This is a genomic window from Kitasatospora terrestris (assembly GCF_039542905.1).
Classification (GTDB): domain Bacteria; phylum Actinomycetota; class Actinomycetes; order Streptomycetales; family Streptomycetaceae; genus Kitasatospora; species Kitasatospora terrestris.
The window spans coordinates 378,786-393,238 of sequence record NZ_BAABIS010000001.1 but is presented as its reverse complement, the minus strand read 5'-3'; the positions used below and the strand labels follow the sequence as shown (position 1 = coordinate 393,238).

Sequence of the window (14,453 nt, the reverse complement as noted above, 5' to 3'; positions counted from 1 at the left end):
CGTGCTAACGATTCTACACCAAGTTGCGTCGATACACTTTCATTTTCCAGGCCGTTGCCAGTGCTTCACCTTCGATTGATGGATCAACGGTGGGGTGGCGGCGCGATGGCGTCGAGACGGTCGAGACGCTGGAGGCGGTCGAGGACGGCCGCCCAGGCGGCCTCGCCGAGCAGCGCGTCGCCCTCCGGCGTACCGCCGTGGTCGAAGGTCGGCGAAGGCGTGGCGGGACTCTCGCCGGGGAGGACCGGCCGGTGCCCGGCGTCCTCCCGGGTGACCACCTCGACCGGGGCGCCGGCCGCCTCCCGCCGCGCGGCCAGCCGGTGCGCGTACGGGAGGGAGGGCCACATCGCGTCGCCGCCGCCGGCCACCAGCAGGAGATCGGCGCGCGCCCGCTCCACCGGGATGGCGGCGGCGTCCAGCCGCGAGGCGAAGGTCCGCTCGCTCTGCTCGTACCAACCCCGGATCGCCACCGGGCCGTTGCCCTCCCCGCCGTCCTCCCCGCCGTCCTGTCCGCCGTCCTTTCCGCGACCCTCGGGTTGCCAGGACCGGTCCATCGGGACGAACGGCAGCGGCTGCCCGCGCCACGTCCACGAGGAGCGGAGCGGGAGCTGCTGCCCGTCCAGGCCCGGTCCGACGTTGGACCACACCACGGACGTCGGCGCGAGCGCGACCACCAGGTCGACCCGGGGGTCGTGCACCGCGGTCAGCAGCGCCGCCTCGGCACCCTTGGACAGGCCCAACAGGGCGATCCGGCGCGCCCCGCGGGAGCGCAGCAGGTCCACGGCGGCGACGAACGTCTCCAGCGGCACCTCGCAGATCCCCGGCGGCTGCCCGGCGCCGCCGAACCACCGCACCGCCAGGGCGCGGAACCCCCGCTCGGCGAACAGCCGGGCGCGCTGCCGGTCCACCCGGCCGCTGGACCCCGACAGCACCACGACACCCGTGCTGCCGCCCGCGGCGGGCTCCATCAGCACCGCCTCCCACGGCGACGTCAACTCGTGCTCCACGACCGTCATCCATCCCCCTCGCTGCGTTCCGTCCCGACCACCGTAGGCGGTGTGCCGGGCAGTGCCGGGGCAGGGCCTGCTTCCCGGTGGCACCGGGGAGCAGGCCCTGCCCTCCATGACTAACCGCGCGCCGTCGCCCGGCGCGGGAGCTCCCGGCCGGGCGCGGGCGGCAGGCCGATCCGGGCCAGGTCGGAGCGTTCGGCGGCCGACCCGTCGAGGGCCTTCGCGTGCTTGGCCGCATCGACGGAACCCGGTCCGTGGATGGTGAGTTCGAAGTCCCGGTGCGCCTTGGCGTCCGGCGCGAACGGCAGACGGATCCGCCCGTCCGCGACCAGACGCCGCACCTCGGCCCGGCTCAGGCCGAGACCCAGCTGCAGCAGCCGCTCCACCCGGACCGGCACGGGCAGCTCGAACCCCACCCGCACCGAGAGCGGGCTCGGGTCGTCGAGCGCGTACAGCGGCATGCGGGTCTCCAACTCCCAGGTGCCGGTCCAGTCGAGCCGGTACCGGTTCTTCGCCGCGAGCGACGCGCTCATCACCAACTCCCGTACTGCTGACGGGTCGTTGATCTCGTACGCCACCAGCCGGGCCGGCTCCAGCGCCGAGACGTGGACGCGCTCGTGGACGGGCACCTTCGAGGTCCGGTCGCACGCCGCACAGCTCAGCAGCAGCCAGACGTCGAGCAGCTTGCCGTTGGCGTTGACGCGGATCTTCCCCGAGGCGCGGTGCCGCGTGCTCGGGCAGTCCGGGCAGGACCGGACGACAGCGGGCAGGGCGGACTGACGCACGGCCCACAGGGCCTTGCGGTCGGTATTCATGTGTTGTGGGTGCTTTCAGGACTCAGCAGGAGCGCATGCCGAACTCACTCGGCGGCTCCGCTATCTGACGGATGCTCACGAGAAGGGCGCGACCCATCGCCCCGGAGCCGGCTCGTCAGGCCCCGAGGTCGATCGCGCGACAGGTACGTACTACGTGGCAGTGATCAAAAGTCCATGCGGGCGATCATGATCGACGCGGCCGCCCGCGGCAAGCGAATTTCCCCGGGTCCTCGGCCGGCACCGGTCGGCGTCGAACGGGCGACGTGCTCACCGGTGGCCGCGGAGGGTGGCGGAGGGCGGGTGGCCGTAGGCCTGGCGGTAGTCGGCGCTGAAGCGGCCGAGGTGGGTGAAGCCCCAGCGGCAGGCGATGTCGGTGACGGTGCCGGTGGCGTGTCCGGCGGCGACGGCGGTGAGGTCGTGGTGGGCGCGGTCGAGCCGGACGCGGCGGAGGTAGGCGAGCGGGGTGGTGTCCAGGTGGGTGCGGAACCCCTCGCGCAGGGTGCGCGGGCTGACCCGGGCGGCCTGCGCGATGTCGGAGACCGAGACGGGCTCGTGGGCGTGCTCCGCGCAGTAGGCGGTGGCCCTGCGCAGGGCGCTCGGCAGGAGGGCGGCGCGGCCGCGGTCCGCCAGGGCGTCGGTGTAGGAGTGCGGTTGGGCGTCGAGCAGGGCGTCGACCAGCAGCCGCTCGAAGTGCTGGACCCCGAGGGCTGAGCTGCGGGCGAGCGGGGAGACGACGAATTGCCGGAAGGAATCCGCGAGCTCCAGCCAGGAGCGGGCGGCGGGGTCCGCCGCGTCGAGCGCGTGGTGGCGGAAGCGCAGCGGATGCTGCGGGAGGTCCCCCAGCCGTACGGCGAGGGCCTGCTCGACGGTCTGGCGGGACATGGCGAGCGCCGAGTTGACGGCCCGGACGTCCCAGTCCATCGTGACCTCGTCCCCCGGTCCGGCGACGGAGAGCGGGGACGGCATCGCGGTGCCGTTCACGACCACGTCCCCGCCGCCCGCGCGCGGCAGGATGACGTTGTAGAAGTCGAGCAGCTCGCCCGTCTCCAGGCGCACGGGGGCGCCGTACGCCAGCTCGTACAGGCCCAGTCGGCCCTCGTGGAAGGCCCGGAACCGGCCGGGGAGCACCTGCGCGCCGAGGACGGTGATCCGGTGCGGCGACAGGCGTCCGCTGACGACCTGGCGCAACTCCTCGATGTCACCGCCTTCGTACAGCGAGACCGGACCCGCCGCGTGCTCGACCTGATCCGGCACCCTGACCCCCCAAGCGCTCTCCCCGACCCGAACCGGGCCCCGCAGGCCCGGCACCGCCGCCGGTGCGGCGACGGAACCCACTCTGGGGGTGTGTCGTGCCGCCAGGCAACCAAGATCGCGAAGGTGGGGGAGGGAAGGCGACCGGAGGGTGCAGGTCGGCCCGGCAGCGGGTGCGCCCGACGACGCTCGGTGGAGCGCCGGCGGTGGGCGTTCAGGAGGGCCGTTCCGGTGACAGCCGCTCCAGGCGGGTCCGCGCCCGGTCGAGCTCCTGCCGGGCCCGTTCGGTGGTGCGTGCCGCCTCGGAGGCGTGACGCAGGGCGGTCCGGTGCTCGCCGAGGCCGGCCTGCTCGGCCCGGCGGGCGCGCGACAGCCGCTGTTCGGCCTGGGCCAGGGCCTCCCGTGCCCGTTCGGCGAGTCCGGCCGCCGCGGTGGCCTCGGCGGCCAACTGCTCGACCTGCTCCTCCAGCAGGGTGGCGGCCCGGTCGGCGGCGAGCTGCGCCTGTTCGGCGGCGGCCAGCGCCGCCCGGGTCTCGGCGACTCGCGCGAGGGCCTCCCGGCGGGCCGCCTCGTCGGGAGCCGCTGCCGGAGTGCCCGACTGCCGGGACGTCGCGGGTGCCTCCTCCCGCCGCGTCGTCGGACCGCCACCGGCGGAACGCCCGCCACCGGCGGAACGCCCGCGAGCGGGGCGGTCCGTCGGCGCCGGAGGAAGGGGGGCCGACTCGTCCAGTGCGCCGGTGAGGCGGCCCGCCGCCACCGCCTCCGCCGCCCGTTCGTCCGCGAGGGCGGCCCGGAGCGTCTGCTCGACCTCCCGCAGGTGGGCCTCGCCCAGCCGCTCGCCCGCGTCGGCGGCCGCCAGACGGGCCTGGCCGGTCAGCGCGGCGACCAGCCGGTGGCGCTGCGCGGACAGGTCGCGCAGGGTGGGGCCGGCGAGCTGCTCCTGGGCCTCCCGCAGGGCGCGGCCCAGCTCCAGCAGCGGCCCGACCTCCTCCCGGTGGCGGCGGACCAGCAGGTTGACCGCGAACGCCGCGAGGGTCGGCCGGCGCAGGGCCTTGAGCCGGCCGGCGAGCTCCCGGTCCCCGGCCCTCCGCGCCTCGGCGGCCGCGGCGTCGCGCGCGGCGGTGAACCCGCCCGGTGGCAGCGCGTACAGCTCGTCGGCGACCGTCTCGAAGTCGTGCACCGTTCGCCTCCACTGCCCGCCGTCGCCGCTACGGCGATTCGCTCACCTCCGGCGGCGTGCTGCACGCGGGGCTGCGCCGCTCGGCGCAGGGGGCAGGGGCAGGGGGGGCAGGGGGGCAGGGCGAGGGCAGGGCGCACGGGGAGGTCGCAGATCGCAGGGGTCAGGGCTGGTGGGGCCACTGGGTCGGGCCGCCGTACCAGCCGGGCGGCATGGCGGGGTGGGCGGGCTGCATGGCGGCGTGGGTGGCGTGCCAGGCGTCGATCCGTCGCTGCAGCCGGCCCGGGTCCATGGCCCGGCGCCGGACGACCCGCACGGTCGCGGCGGTGGTGGCGACCGCGACGGCGGCCCACGAGGAGAGGGCGCCGAGCAGGTAGAGGGCGGGGTCGTCGGCGAGCAGCCACCACAGCGAGGCGGCGACCGCGAGCGCGGCGAGGGCGATGCGCGCCGGCAGGCGGAGGCGGCGGGCCAGCTCGTTGGTGGCCCAGGCGGCGGCGAACGGTGCCGCGGCGGTGAGGGCCAGTCCGATGAGCAGTAGCGGAATCGCCAGGATCATGTCGTCCCCTCCGACGTCCGCCCGGGCGGCGTTGGGCCCGGCGCGGTACTCCGATCCGTCCGACGGCTGTGGCGTCGGCGGGGAGGCCCGAGCCTGCGGCCGGTGCCTCGCCGATCATGGTGGCAGATATTTTGAACGCGTTCAACATGGCTTCGTCGGGGTGGCGGTGTGGGAGCATGCCCGCATGGCAGACGATGCGACCCGTCAGCTCCTGGACCGGTTCGTGGGTCTGCTGCGGCCGATGCCGTCGGTCGTCGCGGTCTGGGCGCACGGCTCGCTGGCCGGGGGCGACTACCGGCCGGGCCGCAGTGACCTCGACCTGATCGCCGTCGTGGCGCGGCGGCCCTCCCCGGAGCAGGAGGCGCGGCTGGTCCGGCTCCACGAGTCGCTGGCGGCGGAGCTCCCGCAGGCCTCGGCGCTGCACTGCAGCTACGTCGCCGCGGGTGACTGGGACGACGTCTCCGCGCGGCACCTCACCTGGGCCCACCAGGAGCTGATGCGCCGTCCGGTCACCCCGGTGACCCGCGCGGAGCTGCACCGCTTCGGGGCGGTGCTGCACGGACCGCCGCCGGCCGGCCTGGTGCCGCCGGTGACCGGGCGCGAGCTCGCCGGGTTCGTCGCGGACGACCTGCGGGAGTACTGGCGGCCCGCGCTCGACCACCCCGAACGGTGGCGCCGGGACATCTGGGTGGATCTCGGCCTGCTCACCCTGGCGAGGGCGGCGAAGACGCTGGAGAGCGGACGGCTGATCACCAAGGGCGAGGCGTTGGAGGTCCTGGTGGAGCTCGGCGCCCCGGCACAGGTGGTGGAGGACGTCCGGCAGCGGCGGTACGGCAGTCCTGCTCCGGCGTCCCCGCAGTGGGCCGAGCGCCGGGCGGAGCTGACGCGCGGCTACCTCGGCCCGGCCATCGACGGCCTGCTGGCGGGCCGCCGGACCTGACGCCGGGAGGCCCGGTCCGTCGGCGTGCGAGGTGCCGGCGGCCCCTTGCGGTGGCGGGTGGTCAGGGCGGCTCGTCGAGCGCCGAGGTGCTGTCCTCCGCCGCGGCGCGGAGAGCCTCCATGACGCTCCCGGCCGTCCAGTGACCGGCCGCCCCGGGACGGGTGGCGAGGTACACGGCGGAGCGGTCGAGCCGCCAACCGTGGGCGTCGGCGAGACCGGCGGCAAAGTTCGCGAGGTACCCGGCGGACGGCGGGTTGAGGTCGGCGTCGGCGAGGCCCCACGGCGCGGTGAGGGTGTACACGGGCAGGCCGTCGAGCATGCCGGGGCAGACCAGCGTCTCGTACCGTCCCGGGCCGAGCCGGTCGGTTCCGCGGGTGAGGGCCGGGTTCAGCGGGAGGTCGGCGCCGGGTGCCCGGTGCATCTCCTGGGCGGCGATGTCAGCGAGCTGCTGGGGCGTGACGAGGTAGGCCCGGGCGGGCATCTCACCGGGCTGGGCGGGGTCGTAGAAGCCGAGGCCGCCGGTCCAGACGCGCGACTCCAGCGCGAAGTACAACAGCCCGGGGAGCAGCAGCGGTACGGCCCGGTCGGGCAGTCGGCGGTCGCGGCAGCCGGGGTAGCTGCGACTGCCACCGGGGGGACGCCCGCCGGCGATGTAGGCGGCGAGCCGGCGCGCGTCCATGTTGGAGCCGTACGCCGCGTACCAGACCATGCCCTCGTCGCGGTCGCGGTCGCGGTCGCGGTCGGGGTCGGGGTCGGGGTCGCGGTCGGGGGCGTCCATGCCGGTCGACGCTATCCGTCGATGCCGTCCCCACCGGGCGGCCGCCCGGGCGGTGTCACGCGCTCGGGGGACAGCCGTGGTTCCTTCGGCTGCGTGGAGGGGGGAGCGACGTGGTCACGGGCCTCGACGCGGTCAGTTCGTGGCGACCGCGGCGGGCCCGGGGGAGGGGAGCGGCGCCGGATCGTCGATGGCCCGGCCGAACGGGCGCCAGGCGAAGACGGTCAGTCCGGCCATCACCACCGCGGAGAACCAGAACGGGCCGGTGAGGCCGAACGCCCGGGCCAGCGGACCGCCGATCACCGCGCCCAGCGCCGAGCCGCCCACCGCCAGCGCCATGAAGACGCTGGTCACCCGTCCGCGCAGCTCGTCCGGCACCGCACGCTGCACCAGCGTCCGGTCCACACCCATCCACACCGCGCCGTGCACACCGAACATGCCCAGCACCGCGCCCGCCACCCACGGCGACCCGGCCAGCGCCAGGCCGACGTGGGTGAGCGTCTCCAGCACCAGCCCGGTGCGCAGCAGCACCGAGGACGGGAACCGGGCCTGCAGGCGCGGCGCGACCGCCGCTCCGACCAGGCCGCCGAGTGCCGAGGCGGTGAGCAGGACGCCGTAGCCGAACTCGGACAGGCCCAGGTGCTCGCGGGCGTAGAGCACCAGCACCGAGAACCCGGCGATCAGCGTCACGTTCATCAGGCACAGGGCCAGCGTCAGCGCCCGCACCGCGGGCTGCCCCCACAGCCAGCGGACGCCCTCCGTGAACTGCCGCCGCACCGGCGCGCGTTCCGCCGGCCGCCCGGGGGTGTCGGACACCAGCCGCAGCGCCGACAGCAGCGCGGCGGCCCCGACGAAGCTCACCGCGTCCACGGCTAGCGGCAGACCCGCGGCCACCCCGAACAGCGCCGCGCCCAGCGGCGGTCCGCAGAGCTTGTTGAGCACCGAGTACGCGCCGAACATCCGGGAGTTGGCGCGCGGCAGATCGGCGTCGGCGACCACCGCCGGCAGCATCGCCCCGGACGCGTTGTCGCCGAGCGCCGCACAGCAGCCCAGCAGCAGGCCGATCCCGTAGACCAGCGGGAGCGACACCACGCCGGCGAACACCGCACCCGCCAGCACCGCGGTCAGCGCGGCCCGCGCCGCGTTCATCACCAGCGCCAGGCGCCGCCGGTCCACCCGGTCGACCAGCACGCCGCTGACCGGCGCCAGCAGCAGCCACGGCAGCTGCTGCACGAACACCGACAGCCCGACCAGGACCGGGTCCCTGGTCAGCGAGGTCACCAGCAGCGGAGCAGCCGCCGCGACGATCCCGTCCCCGAGTGCCGACACCGCCGCCGCCGACCACAGCGTGGTGAAACCGCGCCCGAGGCCGCGGCCGTCCCTGCCCGCCATCAGAATCCGCCCCTACCGTCCGCAATTCGGCAAAGCCCCGACGCTATCCGGGCGCCGGGCGCCGCGCACCGGGTTTTCCGGCCGGGGTTCCGTGCCCCGGGTGTTCCGGCCGAGGTCCAGCGCACCGCCCGTCGCCTGCGAGGTGCCCCGCCGCTGCGGGTGCCCGGGGCCGCGCAGGCGCGCGCGGGTGGTGCCGAGCTTCCTGAGGGTGTTGGCGACGTGGTGCTCGACGGTCCGCGGCGAGAGGGAGAGGGCGGCCGCGATGTCGCGATTCCCGGCGCCGGTGGCGTGCGTGGCGGTGGCCGGCGCTCCGGCGAGGGACCGCCGGTCGCCGATCATGAACTGATACGGTGTCATGATCCGTTCACGGCGGCACGGTGGCCGACACGGGCCGTCGCCGGGGGCGGGTACGTTCACCGTCCCGGGGGAGTGCCATCACCATGTCCGCATCCGCACGTCTCGCTCGCACCTGCGCCCTCGCCGCAGCCGCCGTCCTGCTGACCGCCTGCGGCTCGGGCGGCGACGGGCACCCCGCGGCGGCGGCGCCGCCCGCTTCCGGCCCCGGGCCCGCGGCACCCTCTGCCGGAGCCTCCGGTTCGCCCTCCGCCGCAGCCTCCGCCTCGCCGTCCGCCGGGGGCAAGGAGCCGTGCGGACCGGCGACCGGGGCGCGGTGGGTGTTCGTCGAGAGCGTCCAGCGCGAGGGCGGCACGCTGGTGCTCAACGCCAGTGCCCCCAAGGTCACCTGCCACGGCGCGGCCGCCGCGCCGACCGTGGAGCAGCAGTCCGGCGCGGTGACCGAGACCTACTCCGTCGCGCCCACCGCCAAGGTTCTGCTCCAGTCCCCGGACGGGAAGCAGGGGCCCGCCGCCACCACCGAGGACCTGGCCGCGCTGTTCGACGCGCACCGCGCCGGCAAGGCCGCTTCGGGCGCGTACGGCTGGCGCGGCAACGTCTTCACCGTCCGGGTCGACGCGCAGCGGACCGTCGTCCTCGTCGCTCAGGGGCTGAGCGTCACCCCCTGAGCATGTCCGTGACACCTCGGCCGGAGATGGAGGAGAATGTCCTGATGACCGGAACTGGTGCACTCAGCAGTGTCGCGGCGGGGGCGGGCCTCTGGCCCGACCGGACCGACCTCGGCGGGTACGTCGTGGACGACGGTGGCCGGATCGTCGCCGTCGACGTCCGCGGTCTGGAGCTGCTGGGGTACGCGGAGGAGGACGTCCTCGGTCGGGACCAGCACGAGCTGCTGCACCGGACGGAGGACGGCGGGACGGCGCCGGCGGCGCAGTGCCCCTTCCTGCACGCCTTGCTCTCCCGCCGACCGGTCCAGGGGGAGTCCCGGGCCTGGTTCGCGTGCGCCGACGGGTCGCTGCTCCCGGTCGAGTGGACGGCCGCCCCCTGCCGCTGGGACGGTGCGGGGGCGGGCATGACGGTGCTCTTCCACGAGGCCCGGCCCCGGGAGACCGGCCGCCGCGGCGGTTCGCTCTCGCAACTGGAGCGGCTGGCGCTGCTGGCCGAGACCACCTCCCGGCTGACCTCCACGCTGCACGAGCGGGAGTGCGTCGCACGGCTGGTCGAACTGATGGTCCCGCGGTTGGCCGACTGGGCGGTGGTCGACCTGGCGGACGAGCAGGGTGAGGTGTGGCGGACCGCCGTGGTGCACCACGAGGCGGGGCGGCTGGTGCGGCGCGAAGACCTGGAGGGCCCGCTGCCGCCGGTCTCCCCGCGCTCCGGCATGCCGCTGTCGCGGGCCCTGCGCGGCAGTGCGGCCTCGCTGGTCGGCCCCGAGGTCTACCGGGCGGAGCCCGACTCGGGGATCGCCGTGGTGCAGCGCGAGCTGTTCGCCGAGACCGGGATGGGTTCGGCCGCGATCGCGCCGATGCGCGGCCCCCGTGAGGTGCTGGGCGCGCTGACCATCGGCCGGGCGGCCGCCGACGCCGAGTTCGACACCGAGGACCTGTCCCTGCTGGAGGACATTGCCCGGCGTGCGGGGCTGGCCCTGTCCAACTCGCGCCTCTACCAGCGGCAGCGCTACGTCGCGGAGACCATGCAGCGGCACCTGCTGCCCCGCCTGCCCGACGTCCCGGGCGTGCGGATGGCGGCCCGGTACCTGCCCGCCCCGGACGCGTCCCAGGTCGGCGGCGACTGGTACGACGCCTTCGACCTGCCCGACGGAAGCACCGCCCTGGTGGTCGGCGACGTCGTCGGCCACGACCTGGACGCGGCCGCCGGCATGGCACAGGTCCGCAACATGCTCCGCGCCCTCGCCTGGTCGCACCAGGAGCCGCCCGGCGCCATCGTGGACCGCCTGGACCAGGCGATGACCCACCTGTCGGACGTCACCATGGCCACCCTCGTCCTCGCCCGGCTGCACCGCGGGGACGACGGCGGCTGGGCCCTGCGCTGGGCCAACGCGGGCCATCCCCCGCCCCTGCTGGTGACCCGGGACGGGCAGGCCGCCTACCTGGAGGACGGCCGGGTCCTGCTGCTCGGCACCGGGATGCCCTTCACCCGCCGCCACGTCACGATGGACCTGCCCGCCGGCTCGACCCTGCTGTTCTACACCGACGGCCTGGTCGAGTCGCCCACCGAGGGCGTCGACCCCGGTCTGGCCCGGCTGCGCCGCCACGCCGCGGCGCTCGCCCAACGGCCGCTGGACGCCTTCTGCGACTTGCTCCTGGACCGGGTCCGCCCGGCGGACAACGACGACGACGTCGCGCTCCTCGCCCTGCGCGTCCCCTGAGCGGGCGGCCCGCCGCTCAGGCGGGAGGACGGTGGGCGCCGCGGACACGGTCGCGGGTCACGCCGAGCTTCCTGGGCGTGTCGGCGACGTGGTGCTCGGCGGTCCGCAGGGACAGCGAGAGCGCGCGGGCGATGTCCTGGGTGGAGGCGCCGTCCGCGAGCGGCGCGCCGACCTGCTGCTCGCGCTGGGAGAGCTCGCCGCCGTAGCTGCGGCGCCGACCTGTCGCCGGGCCCGGGCGGCCGCGGCGAGCCTCACCCGGCCGGTGCGCTCAGGAGCCCTCGGCGATCTTCGCGCGCAGCCGGTCGAGCCGGGTGGCGGCACGCGCGGCCCACCCGTCGCGCGGCAGCAGCGGCACGACCACCGTCACGCCGCTCTGGACCGGGTCGCGGACCTCCACCACGTACGCGTCGTCGGCGATCAGGCGGAGATAGGCGGTGCGGCCCGCCTCGGGCCAGTCGAAGGACGAGCCGTCCGGCCGGGCGTTCTCCTCCTCGGCGGCGGCCCGGGCGTCGAGGTAGCGGGCGAGGGCCGCGAGGTCGGCGTCGGTGAGGTGCACCGGCAGGCTCGCGTCGACGAACCCGCTCCGGACCACGATCTCGGCGTCGTGCCAGCCCCGGTGGCGTCCGCCGCCAGCGGGGTTGTCCAGGACCACCGTGACGCTCTTCGTCCGGTCCCCGAACCTGACCACATCGAGATCCCCCACCGGGCCCCCTCCTCGACTCGCCGCCGGAAAAGGCTCGGGGCCGGAACGCCAGTGCGTTCCGGCCCCGAGCCTTGCAGTAGCGGGGACAGGATTTGAACCTGCGACCTCTGGGTTATGAGCCCAGCGAGCTACCGAGCTGCTCCACCCCGCGTCGGTGAACACGACCTTACGGCATCCCGGGCGAGGAACGGAAACGGATAACCGGCGGCGTAGCGTTCGGCTTCAATGAATTGCAACGGTCGCCGACTGTCGTTGCGTTAGATATAGGCCCATTGCAACTATTTGATGGCTTTGAACTGCGGATATTGCCTGTCTCTGCAACGGTGATGTTGCATCAGTTTCGAAAGCAACGTAGCTTTTCCAATGTCAGAAACTACGGAAGACGCGAGACACGGAGACAGTCATGACCGAGTTCCACGAGCGCCCCGCCCTGCAGAAGGCCGTCCAGGAGTTCGTCGACGCCGGCTTCGCCGGCGTGCAGATGCGGGTGCACGACGAACGCGGCGAATGGGTCGGCAGCGCCGGGGTGCGCCGGCTCGGCGAGAGCGGCGAACCGCCGACGGACGGGCGGTTCTGGGTCGGCAGCAGCACCAAGACCTTCGTCGCCACCCTGGTGCTCCAGCTGGTGGCGGACGGTGCCACGGGCCTGGAGACCCCGGTGGCCGAACACCTGCCCGAGCTCGGGCTGGATGCACGGATCACGGTGCGGATGCTGCTGCAGCACACCAGCGGCCTGCCCAGCTACACCGGCGACCTCGCCCCCGACGGCACCTTCGTGCCGGGGCTGCCCGCCGCGGGCAAGCCGTGGGTGGAGAACCGCTTCCGCACCTACCGGCCGGAGGAGCTCGTACGGTACGCCCTCGCCGGGCCGGCCCGGTTCGAGCCGGGCACCGACCAGAGCTACTCCAACACCAACTACACGCTGGCCGCCCTGCTGATCGAGAAGGTCACCGGAGACTCGTACGCCGAGGTGATGCGGACGCGGATCCTCGAACCGCTCGGGCTGCGGGACACCCTCGTGCCGGGCGGCTCGCCCGAGCTCCCCGAGCCGCACGCCCACGGCTACTACCGCTACCAGGACGGTGACGACTGGAAGGTCGAGGACGTCACCCGACAGAACTCCTCGCTCCTGTTCGGTGCCGGAGACCTCATTTCCAGCACCCGTGACCTGCACGCCTTCATCGCCGCCCTGCTGGGCGGCAGGCTCCTGCCGGCCCCCCTGCTGGCCGAGATGCTCACACCGCGCGGCGTGCTCGGCTACGGCCTCGGCCTGTTCGTCCAGGACCTCGGCCCGGAGGCGGGCAACGCCACGATCGTCCACCACAACGGCGGCGCACCGGGCGGCTACGGCGCCCTGATGATCGCAGCGCCCGACGGGAGCAGGACCCTGACGGCCGGGCTGACCACCGGGGACTCGGACAAGAACCCGGCGGAGGTCTTCCCCCTGGCGCTGGACCGGCTGATCAGGGCCGTCTTCGGCGGCGATCGGGCCGCGGCCTGACGGCGACGGCGACGGGCGAGGGCCCCGCTCCACGCAGCACGTGGAGCGGGGCCCTCGCCCGTCACAGCCGGGTGCTGTTGACCACCAGTGCCACCTCGACGTTGTCACGCGTGGCGTTGGAGTACGGGCAGATCCGGTGGGCGGTGCGGGCCAGTTCGACCGCCTGCTCGGTCGTGACCGAGGGCGGGTCGATCCGTAGGTCGACGCCCAGCCGGAAGCCGGCACCGTCCGGCAGGAGCAAGACCTTCCACCCAGGCTGGGCGGTGCTCGGCCTGCGGGCCTGCTTCGACCCCGAGGCCGCCTGCGGACTCCGGGCGGTCTACGAGTTCCACATCGACGACGAGGTGTTCCACAGCCGGATCGACGACGCCAGCATCGAGACACTGCACGGACCGGCGCAGTACCCGGACGCGACCGTCACGATGTCGGAGCAGATCTTCCTCGGGCTCACCGCGCAGGACCTGACGCCGGCCCAGGCGAGCGAGGACGGGGCCGCCTCGGTGTCCGGAGACGCCGAGGCGCTACGCAGGCTGAGGGGGCTCTTCCGGCTGCCGGCTCCCGGCCCGCGCACCGGCGACACGCCCGTCTGAGCCGGCGGTTTCGCGGGTCGGCGACCGGCCGACGGCCGCTCGGCCGCTCGGCCGCTCGGTCGGGAGCGGCCACGGGTCACTACGGCCGCGCTCGGTGCAGCCGCGGGTCAGTACGGCAGCGGGCGGCCCGAGGGGGTGCGCAGATCCAGCGGAGGCCGCGGGCGCTGCGGAGCGGGGCGCTTGACCACCCTGATCCCTGCCATCTCACTCACCTCCACGATCGTCGAAGATCTCTGCAGGACGTCTGCCCACCCCGGACCCTCCCTACCCCTCCGACCTCGGACCGATTGCTGCCGGAGGTGACACGGTGCCAGCGCGGACTGACGGACCGTCGATGCCGCGCCCCCTGATCAGCTCACGGTGTCGGGCGCCGGGCGAGGGTTCGAGCGCACCGCGAGCACGTCGTGCACGCCCGCGGCGCCGGAACCCGCGGCCACTTCGAGGCGTACGAGTCGCCGCTCGCCGAGTTCACCCCCCCGTGCGGACTTCCCCGGGAGACCGGGCGCCGCACCCCGGTGTTCGTGCGCTTCTCCACCGCGCAGGGGATGCGGGGTTCGGTTGGCACCGTCCGCGACGTGCGCGGATCCGCCGTCAAGTTCTCCATCCGGCACGGGAACTACGGCTGGTCGGCAACACCGTGCCGGTCTTCCCCGTGTCCGGCCCGGCTCCGCTCAGACCCGGAAGCCGTGGGCGGAGCGGCCGACCTCGCCCGGCGCAGTCGCGCGGTCGCCGGCCAGGGTGAGCGCCTCCTGGACGGTGGCGGCCGGTACGGCGAAGACCTGGACTCCGCCGCGAGCGTCATCGGTGCTCCGTTCCTCGGCCGGTTGTGGCCTTCCGGTCCTCACCGCGGCCAAGGCTTTGCAGGAATCATGGGAAAATCTGCAAAATATTCACCGCATCGCGGCGCTGCTGGGCGCAGCCGGAGCTTCCGCAGGCCGATCGGCAGAAATGCCCCCGATGTCAGCTTTCGTAACTCGGTCGAGAATTTGCAGCGCCGTGG

General features: G+C 74.6%; 18 protein-coding genes, 1 tRNA gene and 1 pseudogene. 7 read left to right on the top strand and 13 right to left on the bottom strand.

Annotation, left to right across the window (positions count from 1 at the left end):
- Positions 1 to 83 precede the first annotated feature (83 nt).
- From ABEB06_RS01910 to ABEB06_RS01890, 5 genes are all read right to left on the bottom strand, one after another.
- On the bottom strand, positions 84 to 1,016 hold the full coding sequence (locus ABEB06_RS01910; RefSeq protein WP_345694995.1) for an acyl-CoA thioester hydrolase/BAAT C-terminal domain-containing protein: 933 nt from the start codon (positions 1,014 to 1,016) through the stop codon (positions 84 to 86).
- Positions 1,017 to 1,126: 110 nt separating this feature from the next.
- On the bottom strand, positions 1,127 to 1,825 hold the full coding sequence (locus ABEB06_RS01905) for a DUF1062 domain-containing protein (RefSeq protein ID WP_345694994.1): 699 nt from the start codon (positions 1,823 to 1,825) through the stop codon (positions 1,127 to 1,129).
- Positions 1,826 to 2,092: 267 nt separating this feature from the next.
- Positions 2,093 to 3,079 carry an AraC family transcriptional regulator gene (locus ABEB06_RS01900; RefSeq protein WP_345694993.1) on the bottom strand — a complete coding sequence of 329 codons (987 nt, stop codon included), beginning with the start codon at positions 3,077 to 3,079 and terminating at the stop codon, positions 2,093 to 2,095.
- A gap of 211 nt (positions 3,080 to 3,290) precedes the next feature.
- Positions 3,291 to 4,256 (bottom strand): coiled-coil domain-containing protein, encoded by a 966-nt coding sequence (locus ABEB06_RS01895; RefSeq protein ID WP_345694992.1) that lies wholly within the window; start codon positions 4,254 to 4,256, stop codon positions 3,291 to 3,293.
- 160 nt (positions 4,257 to 4,416) lie between these two features.
- Positions 4,417 to 4,809, bottom strand: a complete 393-nt coding sequence (locus ABEB06_RS01890) for a hypothetical protein (RefSeq protein WP_345694991.1) — start codon at positions 4,807 to 4,809, stop codon at positions 4,417 to 4,419.
- Between the two features lie 184 nt (positions 4,810 to 4,993).
- Between ABEB06_RS01890 and ABEB06_RS01885 the strand changes: the two genes are divergently transcribed.
- The gene (locus ABEB06_RS01885) at positions 4,994 to 5,749 is read left to right on the top strand and encodes a nucleotidyltransferase domain-containing protein (protein WP_345694990.1); all 756 of its coding nucleotides are present in this window, start codon (positions 4,994 to 4,996) and stop codon (positions 5,747 to 5,749) included.
- A 61-nt stretch (positions 5,750 to 5,810) separates the two neighbouring features.
- Here ABEB06_RS01885 and ABEB06_RS01880 read toward each other — a convergent pair whose 3' ends face one another.
- From ABEB06_RS01880 to ABEB06_RS01870, 3 genes are all read right to left on the bottom strand, one after another.
- The gene (locus tag ABEB06_RS01880; RefSeq protein WP_425559564.1) at positions 5,811 to 6,527 is read right to left on the bottom strand and encodes a histone deacetylase; all 717 of its coding nucleotides are present in this window, start codon (positions 6,525 to 6,527) and stop codon (positions 5,811 to 5,813) included.
- Between the two features lie 132 nt (positions 6,528 to 6,659).
- Entirely contained in the window at positions 6,660 to 7,916 is a 1,257-nt protein-coding gene (locus ABEB06_RS01875) for an MFS transporter (RefSeq protein ID WP_345694989.1), read from the bottom strand.
- Between the two features lie 12 nt (positions 7,917 to 7,928).
- Positions 7,929 to 8,273, bottom strand: a complete 345-nt coding sequence (locus tag ABEB06_RS01870; RefSeq protein ID WP_345694988.1) for a helix-turn-helix domain-containing protein — start codon at positions 8,271 to 8,273, stop codon at positions 7,929 to 7,931.
- Between the two features lie 83 nt (positions 8,274 to 8,356).
- Here ABEB06_RS01870 and ABEB06_RS01865 point away from each other — a divergent pair, with 83 nt between their 5' ends.
- Both ABEB06_RS01865 and ABEB06_RS01860 read left to right on the top strand, forming a co-directional pair.
- On the top strand, positions 8,357 to 8,938 hold the full coding sequence (locus ABEB06_RS01865) for a hypothetical protein (protein ID WP_345694987.1): 582 nt from the start codon (positions 8,357 to 8,359) through the stop codon (positions 8,936 to 8,938).
- A gap of 44 nt (positions 8,939 to 8,982) precedes the next feature.
- Positions 8,983 to 10,659 (top strand): SpoIIE family protein phosphatase, encoded by a 1,677-nt coding sequence (locus ABEB06_RS01860; RefSeq protein WP_345694986.1) that lies wholly within the window; start codon positions 8,983 to 8,985, stop codon positions 10,657 to 10,659.
- Between the two features lie 16 nt (positions 10,660 to 10,675).
- Here the strand turns inward: ABEB06_RS01860 and ABEB06_RS39225 are convergent, their stop codons facing one another.
- Positions 10,676 to 10,792 (bottom strand): hypothetical protein, encoded by a 117-nt coding sequence (locus ABEB06_RS39225; RefSeq protein ID WP_425559756.1) that lies wholly within the window; start codon positions 10,790 to 10,792, stop codon positions 10,676 to 10,678.
- On the opposite strand from ABEB06_RS39225, the gene ABEB06_RS01855 reads away from it, so the two are divergent.
- A complete protein-coding gene (locus tag ABEB06_RS01855; RefSeq protein ID WP_345694985.1) occupies positions 10,737 to 10,865 on the top strand; it encodes a hypothetical protein in 129 nt (42 codons plus the stop codon). The genes ABEB06_RS39225 and ABEB06_RS01855 overlap by 56 nt on opposite strands.
- 62 nt (positions 10,866 to 10,927) lie before the next feature.
- Here ABEB06_RS01855 and ABEB06_RS01850 read toward each other — a convergent pair whose 3' ends face one another.
- Entirely contained in the window at positions 10,928 to 11,362 is a 435-nt protein-coding gene (locus ABEB06_RS01850) for a DUF5959 family protein (protein ID WP_345694984.1), read from the bottom strand.
- Positions 11,363 to 11,439: 77 nt separating this feature from the next.
- Positions 11,440 to 11,513, bottom strand: a tRNA-Met gene (locus ABEB06_RS01845).
- Between the two features lie 252 nt (positions 11,514 to 11,765).
- Here ABEB06_RS01845 and ABEB06_RS01840 point away from each other — a divergent pair.
- The gene (locus tag ABEB06_RS01840) at positions 11,766 to 12,863 is read left to right on the top strand and encodes a serine hydrolase domain-containing protein (RefSeq protein ID WP_345694983.1); all 1,098 of its coding nucleotides are present in this window, start codon (positions 11,766 to 11,768) and stop codon (positions 12,861 to 12,863) included.
- Positions 12,864 to 12,924: 61 nt separating this feature from the next.
- Here the strand turns inward: ABEB06_RS01840 and ABEB06_RS01835 are convergent, their stop codons facing one another.
- Positions 12,925 to 13,104: an OsmC family protein gene (locus tag ABEB06_RS01835; protein ID WP_345694982.1), complete on the bottom strand. Its 180-nt coding sequence runs from the start codon at positions 13,102 to 13,104 to the stop codon at positions 12,925 to 12,927.
- 22 nt (positions 13,105 to 13,126) lie between these two features.
- Between ABEB06_RS01835 and ABEB06_RS01830 the strand changes: the two genes are divergently transcribed.
- Positions 13,127 to 13,453 (top strand): alkyl sulfatase C-terminal domain-containing protein, encoded by a 327-nt coding sequence (locus ABEB06_RS01830; RefSeq protein WP_345694981.1) that lies wholly within the window; start codon positions 13,127 to 13,129, stop codon positions 13,451 to 13,453.
- Positions 13,454 to 13,857: 404 nt separating this feature from the next.
- Positions 13,858 to 14,067, top strand: a pseudogene (locus ABEB06_RS39220) (catalase); the annotation flags it as partial.
- A 57-nt stretch (positions 14,068 to 14,124) separates the two neighbouring features.
- Here ABEB06_RS39220 and ABEB06_RS01825 read toward each other — a convergent pair.
- Positions 14,125 to 14,298, bottom strand: coding sequence for a hypothetical protein (locus tag ABEB06_RS01825; RefSeq protein ID WP_345694980.1), 174 nt, complete (start codon positions 14,296 to 14,298; stop codon positions 14,125 to 14,127).
- Between the last annotated feature and the right edge of the window lie 155 nt (positions 14,299 to 14,453).